The following is a 17,499-nucleotide window of genomic DNA, read 5'->3' as shown; positions in this document are numbered from 1 at the left end:
CCGGATGAATCTGGGCTGAAGCGTCGTCGGACCCGAGCCGACCGCGAGGGTGCAAGCGCCGGATCAAGCCGGGTCGGCCGTCTCCCACCACCGCCCCTGCAGGGATTCCTGCAGGTGGGCGATGAAGCTGGTCACCTTCGACGGCACCAGCTTGGGCGACGGGAAGACCGCGTGGATCTCCTGCGAGGCCAGCGTGTGGTCGGTCAGCACCGGCACGACGCGGCCGTTGTCGACCGACTCGCGGGCGACGTACCAGGGCAGCATCGCCAGCCCCAGTCCACTGCGGGCGGCGGCCAGCACGGCCGACAGGTTGTTGGACCGCAAGGGGCCACGCACGGCGACCGACTGCGGCGGCGCGCCGCCCGGTGCGCCCAGGCTCCAGCGGTCGTCGCCCTGCACGCTGCTGTAGACCAGGCAGTCGTGCATCGCCAGGTCCGCCAGCGTCTGCGGCTGGCCACGCCGGGCCAGGTAGTGGGGCGCGGCCACCATCACCCAGGGGTTGTCGCCCAGGTGGCGCGCGCCCAGCGACGAGTCGGCCAGCCGGCCCATGCGGATGGCCAGGTCGACACCTTGCTCGATCAGGTCAACGTAGCGGTCATCGAAGCTCAGGTCGATGCTGACGCCTGGGTGCAGCGCCATGTAGCGCAGAACCCTCGGCACCAGCACGCGGCGGCCGAAGGCGACCGAGGTGCTGACCCGCAGTTGCCCGCCGACGCGGCTCTGCAGCAGCGTGGCGAGGTTGTCGGCCTCGTCGATCTCGTGGGCGATGCGCTTGCACTTGTCGTAGTAGATCGCGCCGACCTCGGTGGGCGTGACACCGCGCGAGGAGCGGTGCAGCAGCCGCGCGCCCAGGCGCTGCTCCATCGCGGCGACCGCCTTGGTGGCCGTGGGCTGGGTGATGCCGAGCTCGACGGCGGCACGGCTGAAGCTGCCGGTCTCGACCACCCGGATGTAGAGCTGCACGCTGGTGATGCGATCCATGGGTGGACTTTAGGGTGCAACGGTCATGTCCGTCAGCCTAGACTTGACGACCGAAAGACGCGTCCGCCAGGCGGGCACGCAGGCAAGCAGGCATGAACGAAAGAGGCACGACGATGAGCGAGCAGACGGTTCCGATGACGATCGAGGTGGTGTCCGACGTGGTGTGCCCGTGGTGCGCCGTCGGGGTGAGTTCGCTGATGCGCGCCGTCGAGCAGCTGGAGGGCGAGCTGTCACCCCGGATCCGCTTCGAGCCCTTCGAGCTGAACCCGACGCTCGGACCAGGCGGTGCCGACATCGTCGACTACCTCAGCCGCAAGTACGGTTCGACGCCGGCCCAGATCGAGCAGATGCACGCCAAGATCGCCGAACGGGGCGCCTCGGTCGGCTTCGCCTTCTCGATGGACAAGCGCAGCCGCACCTACAACACGTTCGACGCCCACCGCCTGCTGCACTGGGCGGGCGAGGTCGATGCGGGTGACGGCGGCGATCGCCAGCTGGCGCTCAAGCGCGCGCTGCTGAGCGCCCACTTCACCGACGGCCGCGACCCGGGCGACCACGGTCTGCTGATCCGGCTGGCCGATGCGGTAGGCCTGGACCCGAACGAGGCCGCCGTGATCCTGACCGGTGACGCCCATGCCGACGCGGTGCGCGAGCGCGAGCAGTACTGGCAGGAGCTGGGCATCAACTCGGTGCCGGCCTTCATCGTCAATGACACCCACCTGATCGAGGGCGGTCAGCCGCCCGAGGTCTTCGTCGCCGCGCTGCGCCAGATCGCCGCCGAACGGTCCGGCGATGCCGGCCCGGAGACGACGCCGGCGACCGACCTGGAGCTCTGATCGCCGCTGCGGGGCGAGGCGAATCAGTAACCCGGTTGTTCAGTCGAACACCGGCACCTGACCGTCCTTCAACTGCCCGCGTCGGCTCTCGTAGTCGGGCATGACGGAGCGGACCACCTCCCAGAAGGCGGCGCTGTGGTTCATCTCGCGCAGGTGGGCCAGTTCATGGGCGACGACGTAGTCGATGCTGGCGAGGCTGAAGTGGATCAGGCGCCAGTTCAGGCGCACGGTGCCGTCGGCGCTGGCGCTGCCCCAGCGGGTCTGGGCCGAACTCAGGCGCAGCCGCGCGACGCGCACGCCCAGCTGGGCGGCGTAGTGGCGGCAACGGGTCTCGAACAGGGCAATGGCCTGGCGCTGCAGCCAGCTTTGCACGGCGTCGCGGATCTGCGTCGCGTCGGCGCTCTGCGGCAGGCCGATGTGCAGCACCCGCTGCGCCATGCCGGCCAGGCCGGTCTGCGGGCTGGGTGCGGCGATGCCGTCGGCGCAGGGTTGGCTGTGGCGGCCGTCGCGCAGTTCGGCGCCGGCCACGCGGGCGTCCAGCACGATCAGCAGCGGCTCGCCGAGGTAGGGCAGGCTGGTGCCGTCGCACCAGGTGACACGGGCGGCGGCGATGCGCTCGATGCGCTCATGCTGGTCGGCCAGCTTGCGCAGGATCCAGCGGGTCTTGCTCAGCAGCGCGGCGTCGATCTCGGGCTGGCCGACCCAGCGCGGCGCGCTGACCACCAGGCCTTCGGCGCCGATCACAAAACCGATGGTGCGACGACGGGCACGCCGGAGCTCGTAGCCGACGCTCTGGCCGCCCAGCCGGATCTCGCGGTTGCCACGCGGATGGCGCCACAGCGCGGAATCACCTTGTGGGGTGTCTGCAGCGCGGCGCGGTGCGGGGCTGGGAACGACCGGATGAGCGGCGGGATGGGGGGACAGCAGCGCCGGTGGCAGGGCGGTGGGCGCGCTCGCCGCAACCTGGCCGATGGCGTGGGCGGCCGGGGCCATCGGCGGGGCAACCGCTGCGGGCGTCGACGGCCACGCATCGTGCTCGAACAAGGGGAGTTCGAGCTGCGGGGTTGCGGTGTCCGAACGGGCTGCGGCGCGCCGGTTTTTCATGGGCGGGAAGTCTAGAGCAGGGCTTGCCGGCGGGGCAGGTGCGTGGCGGTGCCGATGTCGTCTCGCGGGGTCTCAGGACGCCTGCTTCGTGCCGGATGTGGCAGAAATCACGCTGGCCGTGCGGGCGGTGTCGTTGGCCGGATAGGCCTCGGGATCGAGCCGGCGCATCTCGGACTCGATCCATGCCTCGACCTCGGCCATCAGCTCATCGGCCTGCCGGCCTTCGACCGGGATCGGCCGGCCGATCGAGACGTCGATGGTGCCGGGTGTGAGCAGGAAGCTCTTGCGCGGCCAGCAGCGCGCGGACGTCACGGCGATCGGCACGATCGGCGTGCCGGTGGCAATGGCCAGTCGGGTGGCGCCCGTCTTGTACGGCCCTTGGCTGCCGCGTGGCGTGCGGGTGCCTTCGGGAAACATGATCACCCAGTTGCCTTGCGACATCAGGCGCTGACCCTGCTCCTGCACCCGCCGCCAGGCTTCGGCGCGACGGCTGCGGTCGATGTGGACCATGTCCAGCCGGCCGATGGCCCAGCCGAAGAAGGGGATCCACAGCAGCTCGCGCTTGAACACGTAGGCGAGGGGGTGCGGCATGATCGCCGGCATCGCGAAGGTCTCCCAGGTCGACTGGTGCTTGGGCGCCAGCAGCACGGCGGCTTGACCGTCGCGCGCATCGGGCACGTTCTCCAGGCCTTGCACGCGGTACTTCACGCCGCAGATCCAGGTGGCGGCCTTGATCGACAGCTTGAGCCAGCCGACGCAGAACCAGTAGAGCTTCGTGCGCGGCAGCACCGGCGACAGGATCACGGCCAGCAACGCCCACGGGATCACCGTGATCGTCAGCCAGGCCAGGTAGAGGGCAGAGCGCAGCAGCTTCAACATAGGTCAGGGCGACGTCGTCGGTCGACGTGTGAGGGTTCAGGCGCTGGCGGCCGGCGGACGGCGCGCGTCCTGCAGGCGCTTGCGCTCGGCGCCGAGCAGTTGCTCGGCAAAGGCGGGCAGGTCGTCGTGCACGCCGATCGGGCCGCCCACTTGCGCCAGCAGCGCGGCCAGGGCCGCGTCGTCCAGCCCGTCCGAGCGGCCGGTGCGGACCAGGTGGGTGCGGCAGCCGGCGGCGTGTGCGGCTTGCAGGTGGCGGATGTTGTCGCCGACGGCATAGACCTCGTCGAGGTCGACGCCCATGCGTTCGGCGATGTCCTCGAACAGACCGGGCAGCGGCTTGCGGCAGCGGCACTGGTCCTCGGGGGCGTGCGGGCAGAAGAAGATGGCGTCGATGCGCCCGCCGAGCTGCGCCAGCTTCGCGTTCATCACCTGATGCACGGCGTTGAGCGAGGACATGTCCAGCAGCCCGCGCCCCAGGCCCGACTGGTTGGTGGCGATCACCACATGCCAGCCGGCCTGGTTCAGGCGCGCGACCGCCTCCAGCGCGCCCGGCAGCGGCTGCCACTCCTCGGGTGTCTTGACATGGTCGTCGCGTGGCTCGTTGAGCGTGCCGTCGCGGTCGACGATGACGAGCTTGGTGGGGGCGCGCTCGGGCATGGTGTGGCGCCTCAGACAGCCAGCCGGGACAGGTCGGCGACGCGGTTCATGGCGGCGTGCAGCGACGCCAGCAGGCCGAGCCGGTTGGTGCGCAGCGCCGGGTCGTCGGCGTTGACCATGACGCCGTCGAAGAAGGCGTCGACGGGGCCGCGCAGGGCGGCCAGTGCCTGCAGGCTGGCGGTGTGCTCGCCTTGTTCGAACAGGCCGTCGGCTTGCGGGCGGACGGCATCCAGCGCGGCGGCCAGCTGCTGCTCGGCGGCCTCCTTGAGCAGGCCCGCGTCGACATGGGCCGCGACGGCAGGGCCTTCGACCTTCTTCAGGATGTTGGCGATGCGCTTGTTGGCGGCGGCCAGCGCAGCGGCTTCCGGCAAGGCGGCAAAGGCACGCACCGCAGCCAGCCGGCGCGGGATCTCGCCCAGACGGGCGGGGCTGAGGGCCAGCACCGCGTCGACCTCCTGGGCGCTGGCGCCGTGGTCGCGCAGCGAGACGGCCAGGCGGTCGTGCATGAAGCCCAGCAGTGCCGTGCTCGGGTCGGTGATGCGCTCGCCAAAGGTCGGCACCGCAGCGGCGATCAGCGCGGGCAGTTCCAGTGGCAGGTTCTTCTCGACCAGGATGCGGATCACGCCCAGCGCGTGGCGGCGCAGCGCAAACGGGTCCTTGTCGCCGGTGGGCAGCTGGCCGATGCCGAACAGGCCGACCAGGGTCTCCAGCTTGTCGGCCAGCGCCAGCACCGTGCCGGTGTGGTTGCGTGGCAGCGCGTCACCGGCGTAGCGCGGCTTGTAGTGGTCCTCGATGGCGATGGCCACGCCGTCGCGCAGGCCCTCGTGGCGGGCGTAGTAGCCGCCCATGATCCCCTGCAGTTCCGGGAACTCGCCGACCATGTCGGTCAGCAGGTCGGTCTTGGCCAGGCGGGCGGCCTGCTGGACCTTGCTGTCGAGCACCGCGAACTCGTCCTGCGCCTCGACCGTGTAGGGCACGGTGGCCATGCGCAGCTGGTTGACGATGGCGTGGGCGATGGCCCGCACACGCTCGGCGCGCTCGCCCTGGGTGCCGAGCTTGCCGTGGTAGACCACCTTGGCCAGGCCGTCGACGCGCGATTCGAGGGTCTTCTTGCGGTCCTGGTCGAAGAAGAACTTGGCGTCGGCCAGGCGCGGACGCACCACGCGCTCGTTGCCGCCGATCACCGCGCTGGCATCGTCCGGGCGGATGTTGCTGACCAGCAGGAACTTGTGGGTCAGCTTGCCTTCCTTGCCCGGTGACGCGTCCAGCAGCGGGAAGTACTTCTGGTTGGCCTTCATCGTCAGGATCAGGCATTCCTGCGGCACGGCCAGGAACTCGGGCTCGAACTGGCAGGTCAGCACGTTCGGGCGTTCGACCAGTGCGGTGACCTCGTCGAGCAGGGCCTCGTCGTCGATGGGCTTGAGACCTTCCTTCGCAGCGGCCTCGGCCAGCTGGCGGACGATCTCGGCGCGGCGTTCGTCGAAGCTGGCGATCACGGCCCCTTCGTCGCGCAACTGGGTGGCGTAGCCGTCGGCGTCACGCAGCGTGACGGTGGCCTGCGCGGCCTCGAAGCGGTGGCCGGTGGTCGTGCGGCCGGCCGTCAGGCCGAGCGCGCCGACCGGCACGATGTCCGCGCCATGCAGCGCGACCAGGCCGTGGGCCGGACGCACGAAATGCACGGTCGACCAGCCGTCGTCCAGCTGGTAGCCCATCACCTTCGGAATCGGCAGCTTGGCCAGCGCCTCGTCGAGCGCCTTCTGCAGGCCCTCGGCCAGGCTCGCGCCGGGCAGGATGCTGTCGAGGAACAGGGCCTCGGCCTTGCCGTCGGGCAGGCGCTTGAGCTGGGGCAGCACGGCCGCGTCCAGGCCCATCGCGCCGAGCTTCTTGAGCAGCGCGGGCGTGGCGTTGCCGGCGGCGTCCAGGGCGACCGCGACGGGCATCAGCTTGGTCTGCTGGGCCTTGTCGGCCGCACGCGCGGCCACGCCAGCGACCAGCACCGCCAGGCGGCGCGGCGAGGCGTAGGCCGTGACGGCGGCATCGGCGGCGGCCAGGCCTTGCGACATCAGGCTGGCCGACAAGGTGCCGGCGAAGGACTCGCCCAGCTTCTTCAGGGCCTTGGGCGGCAGTTCCTCGACGAACAGTTCGACCAGGAGGTTGCGGGTGTCGACGGTCATGGTCATGGGGCTCACGCGGCCTTCTTGTCGTTGTTCTTGAGGGCTTCGGCGTCCAGCTTGGCGACCACCTCGTCGGCCCAGGCCTTCGGTGCCATCGGGAAGCCCAGGCGCTTGCGGCTGTCCAGGTAGCTGGCCGCGACGCTGCGGGCCAGGTTGCGGATGCGGCCGATGTAGGCGGCCCGCTCGGTCACGCTGATCGCCCCGCGTGCGTCCAGCAGGTTGAAGGTGTGGGCGGCCTTCAAGACCTGCTCGTAGGCCGGCAGCGCGAGCTGCTGCGTGATCAGGTGCTGGGCATTGCCCTCGTGCGCGCCAAAGGCGCTCAGCAGGAACTCGACGTTGCTGTGCTCGAAGTTGTAGGTCGACTGCTCGACCTCGTTCTGGTGGAACACGTCGCCGTACTTGAGACCGTCTGCGTAGACCAGGTCATAGACGTTCTCGACGCCCTGCAGGTACATCGCCAGCCGTTCCAGGCCGTAGGTGATCTCGCCGGTGATGGGCTTGCAGTCGATGCCGCCGACCTGCTGGAAGTAGGTGAACTGGGTGACTTCCATGCCGTTGAGCCAGACCTCCCAGCCCAGGCCCCAGGCGCCCAGTGTGGGGTTCTCCCAGTCGTCCTCGACGAAGCGGATGTCGTTCTTCTTCAGGTCGAAGCCCAGGGCTTCGAGCGAGCCGAGGTAGAGGTCCAGGATGTTGGCCGGCGCCGGCTTGAGCACGACCTGGTACTGGTAGTAGTGCTGCAGGCGGTTCGGGTTGTCGCCATAGCGGCCGTCCTTGGGGCGGCGGCTGGGCTGCACGTAGGCGGCCTTCCAGGGCTCGGGGCCGAGGGCGCGCAGGAAGGTGGCGGTGTGGCTGGTGCCGGCGCCGACTTCCATGTCGTAGGGTTGCAGCAGGGCGCAGCCCTGGCGGTCCCAATAGTCTTGCAGGCGCAGGATGATGTGCTGGAAGGTCAGCATGGTGGCGGGCGGGCCGCGACAGCCCGCGAGGTGCAGAGGGCGAAAGGCGAAAGAGGCGAATTCTAGGGGTCAGCCCCCAGCCGCCGATGCGCGATCTGCCTGTGTTTGCCCACCCCCGGCCGGGCGGTCGATCAGGCCGGTTGCAGGGCCTGCCACTGGGCCGGCGTGCCGACGTTTTCCCAGCGCCCACCATGCATCGACACCGAGATGCGGCCTTGCGCGACGGCCTCGTGCAGCAGCGGCCCGAGCGCAGCGCGCTGGCCCCGGCCGACGCCGCGGCACAGCGCAGTACGCATCAGCGCGAGGTTGGCGTAGGTCGCGCCCGGCCGCGCCGCGTCGATCGGTGCGGCCAGGCAGGCCGCATCGTCGATGTCGACCCGGGCGGGGCCGCAGGCGAAGTCGCCGCGCGGATGGAAGGGCGGGTTGGGCACCAGCCACAGGTGGGCGTCCAGGCCGCTGGCGATGAAGCGCCGGGCCAGTTCGGCGTCGAAGCGGAAGTCGGGTGACCAGATGTCGGCCGAGACGACCCAGAAGGCCGGCCGGCCGTCTTCGCACAGCCAGTCCTGCACCTGGGCGATGCCGCCGGCGGTCTCCAGCGCCTGACCGAAGGCGGCGCCTTCGTGCGAGTAGCGCAAGGACATCCCGAGCCGGCTGCCATCGCCCAGCGCGGCGGGGAACTGGTGTTCCAGCCAGGCGGTGTTGACGACCGCCTCTTGCACGCCGTCGCGCGCCAGCGCCAAGAGCTGCCACTCGATCAGCGGCCGGCCAGCCACCGGCAGCAGCGGCTTGGGCGTGTGGTCCGTCAACGGCCGCATGCGCTCGCCGCGGCCGGCGGCAAGCACGATGGCGCGCAGGGGCGGGTGGGGCGCTTGGTGCGGTTGGGGCGGTTGGGGCGCAGAACTCATCCGGCCAGTTTAGGGACCGTCCTCAACCGAGGCCGATCGGCGCCGGTGCGCGGTTGACGATGCGCCGGAACAGCGCTTCATAGACGGCATCCGGCGCGTGACCCGTCATCGGGTCGGCGTTCTCGGTAAATGCGGCGTCGAGCAATCGCCAGTCGCCCTCGTCGAGCGTGGCCAGCGCGGCGGGCAGGACGATGTCTTCCTCGGCCCGCATGTGGCTGCGGTAGAAGTCGATGTAGTTGGTCAGCGCGACCTCGAAGGTCTCGCGGCGCGGCTCGCCGAGCATCTCCCAGCCCAGCAGCGCGTGTTCGAGCGAGCGGATCGCGCGCTCGCCAGCGGCGTGATCGCGGTCGAGCTTGTCGAGCGTGTCGACACAGGGCGCGCCGCGCTCGCGCAGCATCGGGAAGAGCAGCTGCGACTCCTTGCGGTGGTGCAGGCGCTCGGGGAACTCGTCGATGTAGAACAGCATGGCCCGCAGCAGCTCGAAGTCGGGCGCCAGTTTGTCGCGGCGGTAGTGCGACAGCAGCAGCGTGATCGACTGCAGCATCGCGGCAAGTGCCTCGTGTTCGGCGCGGATGATGCGCAGGGCGGCGTGGTTCATGGCGGGTCTCCGGACTCCGGTGGGCGGGTGGCGCCGGGTCTTGGGACGACCGGCTGTGCGAGTCGCCAGCGTCGCAGCCTGCGGCCGGTCGCGTCTTGACCTGACTCAAGCGTCGACGTCGATGCCAAGCGCCGTCCGCCGGGTGGTCCGGGGCCGGTTCGCGCTCGGTAAAATCGCCGGTTTCGTCCCCGTTTCACCACCCCTTTCCGGATCTCGCGCGCATGGCCGACACCCTCGACACCTCCCCCGCCCAGCTCGCCAACGCCATCCGGGCGCTGGCCATGGACGCCGTGCAGCAGGCCAACTCCGGCCACCCCGGCGCACCGATGGGCATGGCCGACATCGCCGTCGCGCTGTGGAAGCGTCACCTCAAGCACAACCCGTCTGATCCGCAGTGGGTCGACCGCGACCGCTTCGTGCTGAGCAACGGCCATGGCTCGATGCTGATCTATGCGCTGCTGCACCTGACCGGCTACGACCTGCCGATCGAGGAGCTGAAGGCCTTCCGCCAGATGCACAGCAAGACGCCGGGCCACCCGGAAGTTGGCGTGACCCCGGGCGTCGAGACCACCACCGGCCCGCTCGGTCAGGGCATCAGCAACGCGGTCGGCATGGCGCTGGCCGAGAAGCTGCTGGCCGCCGAGTTCAACCGCGAAGGCCATTCGGTGGTCGACCACCGCACCTACGCCTTCCTGGGCGACGGCTGCCTGATGGAGGGCATCAGCCACGAGGCCTGCGCGCTGGCCGGTGCCTGGAAGCTCAACAAGCTGATCGCGCTCTACGACGACAACGGCATCTCGATCGACGGCCAGGTCGCGCCCTGGTTCATCGACGACACGCCGGCCCGCTTCAAGGCCTATGGCTGGAACGTCATCGGCCCGGTCGATGGCCATGATGTCGACGCCGTCGATGCCGCCATCGCGCAGGCGAAGACCAGCGCCGACAAGCCCACGCTGATCGTCTGCAAGACGTCCATCGGCAAGGGCTCGCCCAACCGCGCCAACACCGCCAAGGCGCACGGCGAGGCGCTCGGCGCCGAAGAGATCGCGCTGACCCGCGCGGCGATCGGCTGGCCGCATGCGCCCTTCGAGATCCCCGCCGACATCGCCGCCGCCTGGGACTGCCGCACCGCCGGCGCCGCCGCCCAGTCCGACTGGGAAGACCGCTACTCGCTCTACGTGCGCGACTTCCCCGCGCTGGCGGTCGACTTCGAGCGCCGCATGGCCGGCGACCTGCCCGACAACTTCGCCGAGATCGCCGTGGCCGCCGTCGCCGCCGCCCACGAGAAGGCCGAGACCGTTGCCAGCCGCAAGGCCAGCCAGATCGCGCTGGAGCACTTCACCGCCGCGCTGCCCGAACTGCTGGGCGGCAGCGCCGACCTGACCGGCTCCAACCTGACCAACACCAAGAGCACGCCGGCCCTGCGCTTTGGTGCCGACGGCAGCGTGGTCGTCAACGAGGCCGGCCAGATCGGTCGCCACGTCAACTACGGCGTGCGCGAGTTCGGCATGGCTGCGGTGATGAACGGTGTCGCGCTGCACGGTGGCTTCATCCCCTATGGCGGCACCTTCCTGACCTTCAGCGACTACAGCCGCAACGCCATCCGCATGGCCGCGCTGATGAAGCTGCGCGTGGTGCATGTCTTCACGCACGACTCGATTGGCCTGGGCGAAGACGGCCCGACCCACCAGTCGGTCGAACATGCCGCCAGCCTGCGCCTGATCCCGGGCCTGGACGTCTGGCGTCCGGCCGACACGGCCGAGACGGCGGTTGCCTGGACCATGGCGCTGGCCAACAAGCACCGCCCGAGCGCGCTGCTGCTGAGCCGCCAGAACCTGCCCTATGCGCCCAAGACCGATGCCGACGTCATCACCAAGGGCGCCTACATCCTGGCCGAGCCTGCCGAGGTCGGCCTGAAGAAGAAGCCGGTCGCCGTGCTGCTGGCCACCGGCTCCGAGGTCCAGCTCGCGCTGATGGCCCAGGCCGAACTGGCCAAGCTGAAGATTCCGGTCCGCGTGGTGTCCATGCCCAGCAACACCGTGTTCGACCGTCAGGACCCGAAGTACCAGAAGGAAGTGCTGCCCGCCAAGCTCCCCCGCATCGCCATCGAAGCCGGCGTCACGTCCGGCTGGTGGAAGTACGGCTGCGCGGCGGTGATCGGCCTCGACACCTATGGCGAGTCGGCTCCGGCCGGCGTGCTGTTCAAGCATTTCGGCTTCACCACGGACAACGTCGTCGCCACCGTGCGCACGGTGCTGGGCCGCTGAGCGGAGTTCGTACTCGCGCCGTAACCGTGGCTGCGTCAAACTGGACAGTCCCCTGTCCTGCCACGACGCCGCCGCGGCCTCAAGTTCCCGTCACATCCAGGAGTCAGACATGACCATCAAGATCGGTATCAACGGATTCGGCCGCATCGGCCGCATGGTGTTCCGCGCTGCGGTGCAGAACTTCAAGGACATCGAGATCGTCGGCATCAACGACCTGCTCGAACCCGACTACCTCGCCTACATGCTGAGCTACGACAGCGTGCATGGCCGCTTCAAGGGCGAGGTCTCGGTCGATGGCGACACGCTGATCGTCAACGGCAAGCGCATCCGCCTGACGGCCGTCAAGAACCCCACCGAGCTGAAGTGGGACGAGGTCGGCGCCGACATCGTCGTCGAGTCGACCGGCCTGTTCCTGACCAAGGAAACCGCCGAGGCCCACCTGAAGGCGGGCGCCAAGAAGGTCATCATGAGCGCGCCGTCCAAGGACGACACGCCGATGTTTGTCTACGGCGTCAACGACAAGACCTACGCCGGCCAGGCCATCATCTCCAACGCGTCGTGCACCACCAACTGCCTGGCGCCCGTCGCCAAGGTGCTCAACGACAAGTGGGGCATCAAGCGCGGTCTGATGACCACGGTGCACGCCGCCACGGCGACGCAGAAGACCGTGGACGGCCCGTCCAACAAGGACTGGCGCGGCGGCCGCGGCATCCTCGAGAACATCATCCCGTCGAGCACCGGTGCCGCCAAGGCCGTGGGCGTGGTGATCCCCGAGCTGAACAAGAAGCTGACCGGCATGGCCTTCCGCGTGCCGACCTCCGACGTGTCGGTGGTCGACCTGACCGTCGAGCTCAACAGCGAGGCCAGCTACGCCGAGATCTGCGCCGAGATGAAGGCCCAGAGCCAGGGCGCGCTCAAGGGCGTGCTGGGCTACACCGAGGACAAGGTCGTCGCGACCGACTTCCGCGGCGAGGTCTGCACCTCGGTGTTCGATGCCGAAGCCGGCATCGCGCTGGACAAGACCTTCGTCAAGGTGGTGTCCTGGTACGACAACGAGTGGGGCTACTCGAACAAGGTGCTCGAAATGGTGCGCGTCGTTGCGGCCTGATCCAGCGACCTGAACGCGCTTGAAGCCACCCGGTGACGGGGGCTACTCGGGCGCCACTCGGGCGCTACTCCCGACCAACCCGCCGCTCCGCAAGGGCCGGCGGGTTTGTTTTTGTTGGCCGGCTTCGCGCTCAGCGGCCGCAGGCCCGCAGCGGCTTGCCGCGCACCAGTTCGCCCAGCGCGGCAGCCTTCTGCTGCAGTTCGGCATCGGCCCTGGGGATGCGCAGCACGTGTGTCGTGCTCGGCGGCTCCAGCCGGACGACACGGGCAAAGCGCACCTTCTGCGCCAGCAGTCGCTGACGGGCGGCGTTGGCGTCGGCCTCGCTGGTGTAGCGGCCGAACAGGAAGCCGGGTTCGTACTCGGGCAGGTCACGCACCTCCTCGAAGGCGACCTCGCGCTTGCGCAGCTCGTCGGCACGGCGCTCCATCGTCGCCTTCGACGTGTAGCGGCCCATGTAGACCATCCAGCTGCCGGGCCGCTCGCGGCTGATCTGCGACCAGCCACCCTCGGGCAAGAGCTGACGCAGCGCGGCCTCGGCCGTCACCAGCTCGGCGCCGCTCAGCGGTCCGGCCTCCAGGCAGACCGGCGGCGGCGTGCGCCGGGCCAGCGCGGCCGGCGTCAGGATCTGCAGGGCCTCGGGCGCGACCTGGGCCTCCAGGCGCTGCGGTTCGCGCTCGCGCATGCCCGCGCCGGGGCCGAGCAGGCCGTCAAGCCAGCCCAGCTGCCGGGCCCCGAGCAGGGCATTGGCCAGCAGCAGCAGCAAGAGCAGGCGGCGCAGCATCATCGGGCGGCCTCCAGGGCGGTCGACCCGCGCGGACCTTGCGGGCGCACGCTGACCTCGCCGCTGTGCACCGTGGCAAACGTGCCGTCTGCGCTCAGGATGCGCAGCGAGCCGTCGGCGGCGATGCCGTCTGCGCGCCCTTGCACGACACCGGCCTGCACCGGCCGCCCGGCCAGCACATCGCGGGACGACCAGGCCGCCAGCAGCGGGCCCAGCCCGTCGCGTTCATAGGCCTGCAGCGCGCGCCACAGCGGCAAGGCGATGCGGTGCAGCGCCTCGGGCGCCGTCATGCCGGGAATCAGCTCGGCCAGGCCGGCGTAGCCGCTGCCGTAGACCGGCGCGGCGCCGCCCGCATCAGCGTCCGGCGGCTGTGCGGCGATGTTCAGGCCGATGCCGATCACGACCGGGCGGGCGTGCGCGTCGGCACCCGTGCCGCTGCTGACCGTCTCGATCAGGATGCCGCCGAGCTTGCGGTCGGCATCGCGCAGCCACAGGTCGTTGGGCCACTTCAGGCCGATGCGCGGGTGCAGCGCCTCGGCCAGCGCCAGGCCGACTGCCAGCGACAGGCCGGACCAGTCGGCCGGTGTCATCGTCAGGCCGACCGAGACGGTCAACGAGGCCCCGGCCGCTGCGCTCCACGGTCGACCGTGCCGGCCGCGACCGGCCACCTGCCTCTCGGCCACGAGCAGCGCCGGGGAGTGGTCGCCGTGTCGGATGCGGTCGAGCAACGCCGTGTTGGTCGAGCCGACCTCGGGCAGGACCTCGATGGAGACGCCTGGCACGTTGGCCTGCAGCGCCAGCCAGAGGTCCTCGGCGCGCCAGTCCAGCGCCGTGGCGGCGAGAGCGCCCGTGTTCATCGGCCGCCGCGCTTGGGCGCCAGCATGGTGCCGCGGCAGCTGTCGGCGCCGCACCAGCAGGCGTATTCCTTCTTCAGCTTGGGCGTGTAGCGCTCGTCGATCACCAGGCGGTAGTCGAAGAACAGTTCTTCGCCGGGTTGGATGTCGCGCAGGGCCTTGATGAAGATGCGGCCGTCGTCTTCCTCGGCCTCGCAGTTGGGTTCGCAGGCATGGTTGATCCAGCGTGCCGCGTTGCCGCCGACGGCGCCGTCGATGACGTGCTGCTCGTCGATGTGGAAGTAGAAGGTGTGGTTGGGCTGGCTCGGGTCGTGCGGATGACGGCGCAGCGCCTCAGGCCAGTCGATGACCTCGCCCTTGTATTCGATCAGCGTCTCGCCCTCGGCCAGCGCCTTCAGCGCGAACACGCCCTTGCCATGCACCCCCGAGCGCCGCACCTGGATGCGCCGCGTGTCCTTGCGCTCGACCGGGGCGGGGGCGACAGGGCGGACTCGGCGCGTGGGCATGTGGGTTTCAGTTTTGGTTAGATTGAGGGTGTGGGTGCGCGCGTGCACATGCGTACATGTGTGTGCGTGCGCGCGAGAGAGCCGGATTGTATGGAGCGCCCTGGGCACTGCCGGGGCCGTCAAGGTCACAAGACATGAGCAAAGCACTGGTCATCGCCGAGAAGCCATCCGTCGCGCAGGACATCGTCCGCGCCCTGACGGCCACCTCGGGCAAGTTCGAGAAACACGCCGAGCACTTCGAGAGCGACGACTACGTCGTCACCTCAGCGGTCGGCCACCTGGTGGAGATCAAGGCCCCCGAGGCCTACGACGTCAAGCGTGGCAAATGGAGCTTCGCCAACCTGCCGGTGCTGCCGCCGCACTTCGACCTCGAACCGATCGACAAGAGCAAGGGTCGGCTCAGTGCCGTCGTCAAGCTGATCAAGCGCAAGGACGTCACCCAGCTCATCAACGCCTGTGACGCGGGCCGCGAGGGCGAGCTGATCTTCCGGCTGATCGAGCAGTACGCGCTGGGCGCCAAGGCCGGCAGCAAGCCGGTGCAACGCCTGTGGCTGCAGAGCATGACGCCGCAGGCCATCCGCGACGGCTTCAGCAAGCTGCGCAGCGACACCGAGATGCAGGGCCTGGCACAGGCCGCGCGCAGCCGCAGCGAGGCCGACTGGCTGGTCGGCATCAACGGCACCCGCGCGATGACCGCGTTCAACTCGCGCGACGGCGGCTTCTTCCTGACCACCGTCGGCCGGGTCCAGACGCCCACGCTGTCGATCGTGGTCGAGCGCGAGGAGAAGATCCGCAAGCACGTCTCGCGGCCCTACTGGGAAGTGCGGGCCGACTTCGGCGCTGCCGCCGGCCTCTACGAGGGCAAGTGGTTCGACCCGAAGTTCAAGAAGGACGACGATGCCGAGCGCCGCGCCGACCGGCTCTGGAACGCACAGGACGCCGAGGCCATCGCCGCGGCGGTGCGTGGCCAGCACGGCCGGGTCCGCGAGGAGGCCAAGCCCAGCAACCAGGCCAGCCCGCTGCTGTATGACCTGACGACGCTGCAGCGCGAGGCCAACTCGCGCTTTGGCTTCTCGGCCAAGACCACGCTGTCGATCGCCCAGGCGCTGTATGAGAAGCACAAGGTCCTGACCTATCCCCGGACCGACGCGCGCGCCTTGCCCGAGGACTACCTGCCGGTCGCAAAACAGACGCTGGGCATGATTGCCGACGAGGACCTGCCCGGCCCCTTGCGCGAGCTGGCCCAGCACGCCCGCAAGGCGCTCAACGACGGCTACGTCAAGCCGAGCAAGCGGATCTTCGACAACAGCAAGATCTCGGACCACTTCGCCATCATCCCGACGCTGCAGGCACCGCGCGCGCTGAGCGACATCGAGGCCAAGCTCTACGACATGGTCGTCAAGCGCTTCATCGCGGTTTTCTACCCCTCGGCCGAGTTCATGGTCACGACCCGGATCACCGAGGTGCCCGCCGGCAACGGCTTGCCCGCCGACCTGGCCAAGGCGGTGGGCGGCACGCTGAGCTTCCAGACCAACGGAAAGGTGCTGGTCAACCCGGGCTGGCTGGCCGTCTACGGCAAGGAAGCCCAGGACGAGGACGCCAACCTCGTGCCGGTGCAGCCCGACGAGCGGGTGTCGGCCGAAGAGCTGCGCATCGCCGCGCTCAAGACCCGCCCGCCGGCCCGCTACAACGAGGCCACGCTGCTGAGCGCGATGGAAGGCGCCGGCAAGCTGATCGACGACGAGGAGTTCAAGGCCGCGATGCAGGAGAAGGGCCTGGGCACGCCAGCCACGCGGGCGCAGGTCATCGAAGGCCTGATCCTCGAAAAGTACATGTACCGCGACGGCCGCGACCTCGTGCCCACCGCCAAGGCCTTCCAGCTGATGACGCTGCTGCGCGGCCTGGCCGTCGAGGACCTGACCAAGCCCGAGCTGACCGGTCAGTGGGAGCACCAGCTCTCGCAGATGGAAAAGGGCCAGCTCAGCCGCGACGCTTTCATGGCCGGCATCGCCGACATGGCCCAGCGCATCGTGCGCAAGGCCAAGGAATACGACCGCGACACGATTCCCGGCGACTACGCCACGCTGTCCTCGCCATGCCCGAACTGCGGCGGCACCGTGAAAGAGAATTACCGCCGCTTCGCCTGTGTCGGCAAGACGGCCGAGGCCACCGACGTGGCCGAAGGCGCCGGCTGCGGCTTCTCGATCACCAAGATCCCCGCCGGCCGCAGCTTCGAGCTGCACGAGGCCGATGCCTTCTTGCGCGATCACCGCATCGGCCCGCTGGAGGGCTTCCGCTCCAAGGCCGGCTGGCCCTTCACCGCCGAGCTGAAGCTGGTGCGCGACGAGGAGATCCACAACTGGAAGCTCGAGTTCGACTTCGGCGAGGACGAGAAGAAAGCCCAGGAGGACGGCGAGCCGATCGACTTCAGCGGCGCCGAGAGCCTGGGCGTCTGCCCGAAGTGCGCCGGTCATGTCTACGAACATGGCACCAACTACGTCTGCGAGCATGCGGTGGGCGCGCACCAGACCTGCGACTTCAAGACCGGCGCGATCATCCTGCAGCAGCCGGTCACGCATGAGCAGGTCCGCAAGCTGCTGGCCACCGGCAAGACCGACCTACTCGACGGCTTCGTGTCCAACAAGACCCGGCGCAAGTTCAAGGCCTTCCTGAGCTACGACAAGAAGGAAGGCAAGGTCAGCTTCGAGTTCGAGCCGCGCGCCGCGCGGGTCCCGGCCAAGAAGGCTGCCAAGGCTGGAAAAACCGACGCGGCCTGAAGCGTCGTCACCACACCGATGCTTGATCTGGCCCGCATCTGCGGGCCTTTCTCAAGGTCGGTGTCGAAGTGGCAGGGTTAAAGTCGACGCGACCCCGGTCTGTCGGCGACACGCCGCAC

At 69.5% G+C, this 17,499-nt stretch carries 15 protein-coding genes; 4 read left to right on the top strand and 11 right to left on the bottom strand.

Annotation, left to right across the window (positions count from 1 at the left end; genetic code table 11):
- Positions 1-63: 63 nt before the first annotated feature.
- The gene (locus tag EV685_RS09505; protein WP_130481794.1) at positions 64-981 is read right to left on the bottom strand and encodes a LysR family transcriptional regulator; all 918 of its coding nucleotides are present in this window, start codon (positions 979-981) and stop codon (positions 64-66) included.
- 113 nt (positions 982-1,094) lie between these two features.
- Here EV685_RS09505 and EV685_RS09500 point away from each other — a divergent pair, with 113 nt between their 5' ends.
- Positions 1,095-1,817 (top strand): DsbA family oxidoreductase, encoded by a 723-nt coding sequence (locus tag EV685_RS09500; protein ID WP_242615516.1) that lies wholly within the window; start codon positions 1,095-1,097, stop codon positions 1,815-1,817.
- A 39-nt stretch (positions 1,818-1,856) separates the two neighbouring features.
- Here the strand turns inward: EV685_RS09500 and EV685_RS09495 are convergent, their stop codons facing one another.
- The 7 genes from EV685_RS09495 to EV685_RS09465 form a co-directional block, all read right to left on the bottom strand.
- Entirely contained in the window at positions 1,857-2,921 is a 1,065-nt protein-coding gene (locus EV685_RS09495; RefSeq protein ID WP_242615515.1) for a M48 family metallopeptidase, read from the bottom strand.
- 72 nt (positions 2,922-2,993) lie between these two features.
- On the bottom strand, positions 2,994-3,800 hold the full coding sequence (locus EV685_RS09490; protein WP_130481793.1) for a lysophospholipid acyltransferase family protein: 807 nt from the start codon (positions 3,798-3,800) through the stop codon (positions 2,994-2,996).
- Positions 3,801-3,836: 36 nt separating this feature from the next.
- Positions 3,837-4,457: a D-glycero-beta-D-manno-heptose 1,7-bisphosphate 7-phosphatase gene (gene gmhB, locus EV685_RS09485; RefSeq protein ID WP_130481792.1), complete on the bottom strand. Its 621-nt coding sequence runs from the start codon at positions 4,455-4,457 to the stop codon at positions 3,837-3,839.
- 11 nt (positions 4,458-4,468) lie between these two features.
- Positions 4,469-6,631, bottom strand: coding sequence for a glycine--tRNA ligase subunit beta (gene glyS, locus EV685_RS09480; RefSeq protein ID WP_130481791.1), 2,163 nt, complete (start codon positions 6,629-6,631; stop codon positions 4,469-4,471).
- Between the two features lie 11 nt (positions 6,632-6,642).
- Complete coding sequence (gene glyQ / locus EV685_RS09475; protein ID WP_130481790.1) at positions 6,643-7,584, bottom strand: glycine--tRNA ligase subunit alpha; 942 nt, start codon at positions 7,582-7,584, stop codon at positions 6,643-6,645.
- Positions 7,585-7,715: 131 nt separating this feature from the next.
- Entirely contained in the window at positions 7,716-8,489 is a 774-nt protein-coding gene (locus tag EV685_RS09470; RefSeq protein WP_130481789.1) for a nucleotidyltransferase family protein, read from the bottom strand.
- A 22-nt stretch (positions 8,490-8,511) separates the two neighbouring features.
- Complete coding sequence (locus EV685_RS09465) at positions 8,512-9,087, bottom strand: hemerythrin domain-containing protein (RefSeq protein WP_130481788.1); 576 nt, start codon at positions 9,085-9,087, stop codon at positions 8,512-8,514.
- Positions 9,088-9,308: 221 nt separating this feature from the next.
- Here EV685_RS09465 and tkt point away from each other — a divergent pair, with 221 nt between their 5' ends.
- Positions 9,309-11,354: a transketolase gene (gene tkt, locus EV685_RS09460; RefSeq protein ID WP_130481787.1), complete on the top strand. Its 2,046-nt coding sequence runs from the start codon at positions 9,309-9,311 to the stop codon at positions 11,352-11,354.
- Between the two features lie 109 nt (positions 11,355-11,463).
- Positions 11,464-12,462 carry a type I glyceraldehyde-3-phosphate dehydrogenase gene (gene gap / locus EV685_RS09455; RefSeq protein ID WP_130481786.1) on the top strand — a complete coding sequence of 333 codons (999 nt, stop codon included), beginning with the start codon at positions 11,464-11,466 and terminating at the stop codon, positions 12,460-12,462.
- 130 nt (positions 12,463-12,592) lie between these two features.
- On the opposite strand, the gene EV685_RS09450 is transcribed toward gap, so the two are convergent.
- Genes EV685_RS09450 through EV685_RS09440 form a run of 3 tightly spaced genes read right to left on the bottom strand, consistent with a single transcriptional unit; the run spans position 12,593 to position 14,603 of the window.
- On the bottom strand, positions 12,593-13,246 hold the full coding sequence (locus EV685_RS09450) for a hypothetical protein (RefSeq protein WP_130481785.1): 654 nt from the start codon (positions 13,244-13,246) through the stop codon (positions 12,593-12,595).
- Positions 13,243-14,100, bottom strand: coding sequence for a biotin--[acetyl-CoA-carboxylase] ligase (locus tag EV685_RS09445; RefSeq protein ID WP_130481784.1), 858 nt, complete (start codon positions 14,098-14,100; stop codon positions 13,243-13,245). Before EV685_RS09445 ends, EV685_RS09450 begins: the two co-directional genes overlap by 4 nt.
- On the bottom strand, positions 14,097-14,603 hold the full coding sequence (locus EV685_RS09440; protein ID WP_130481783.1) for an SET domain-containing protein: 507 nt from the start codon (positions 14,601-14,603) through the stop codon (positions 14,097-14,099). The genes EV685_RS09445 and EV685_RS09440 overlap by 4 nt, the downstream gene beginning before the upstream one ends.
- Positions 14,604-14,737: 134 nt before the next feature.
- Here EV685_RS09440 and EV685_RS09435 point away from each other — a divergent pair, with 134 nt between their 5' ends.
- Positions 14,738-17,380: a DNA topoisomerase III gene (locus EV685_RS09435; RefSeq protein ID WP_130481782.1), complete on the top strand. Its 2,643-nt coding sequence runs from the start codon at positions 14,738-14,740 to the stop codon at positions 17,378-17,380.
- Positions 17,381-17,499 lie beyond the last annotated feature (119 nt).

This window comes from Sphaerotilus mobilis, assembly GCF_004216565.1.
Taxonomy (GTDB): Bacteria; Pseudomonadota; Gammaproteobacteria; order Burkholderiales; family Burkholderiaceae_C; genus Sphaerotilus; species Sphaerotilus mobilis.
This window is presented reverse-complemented; position numbering and strand designations above follow the sequence as displayed.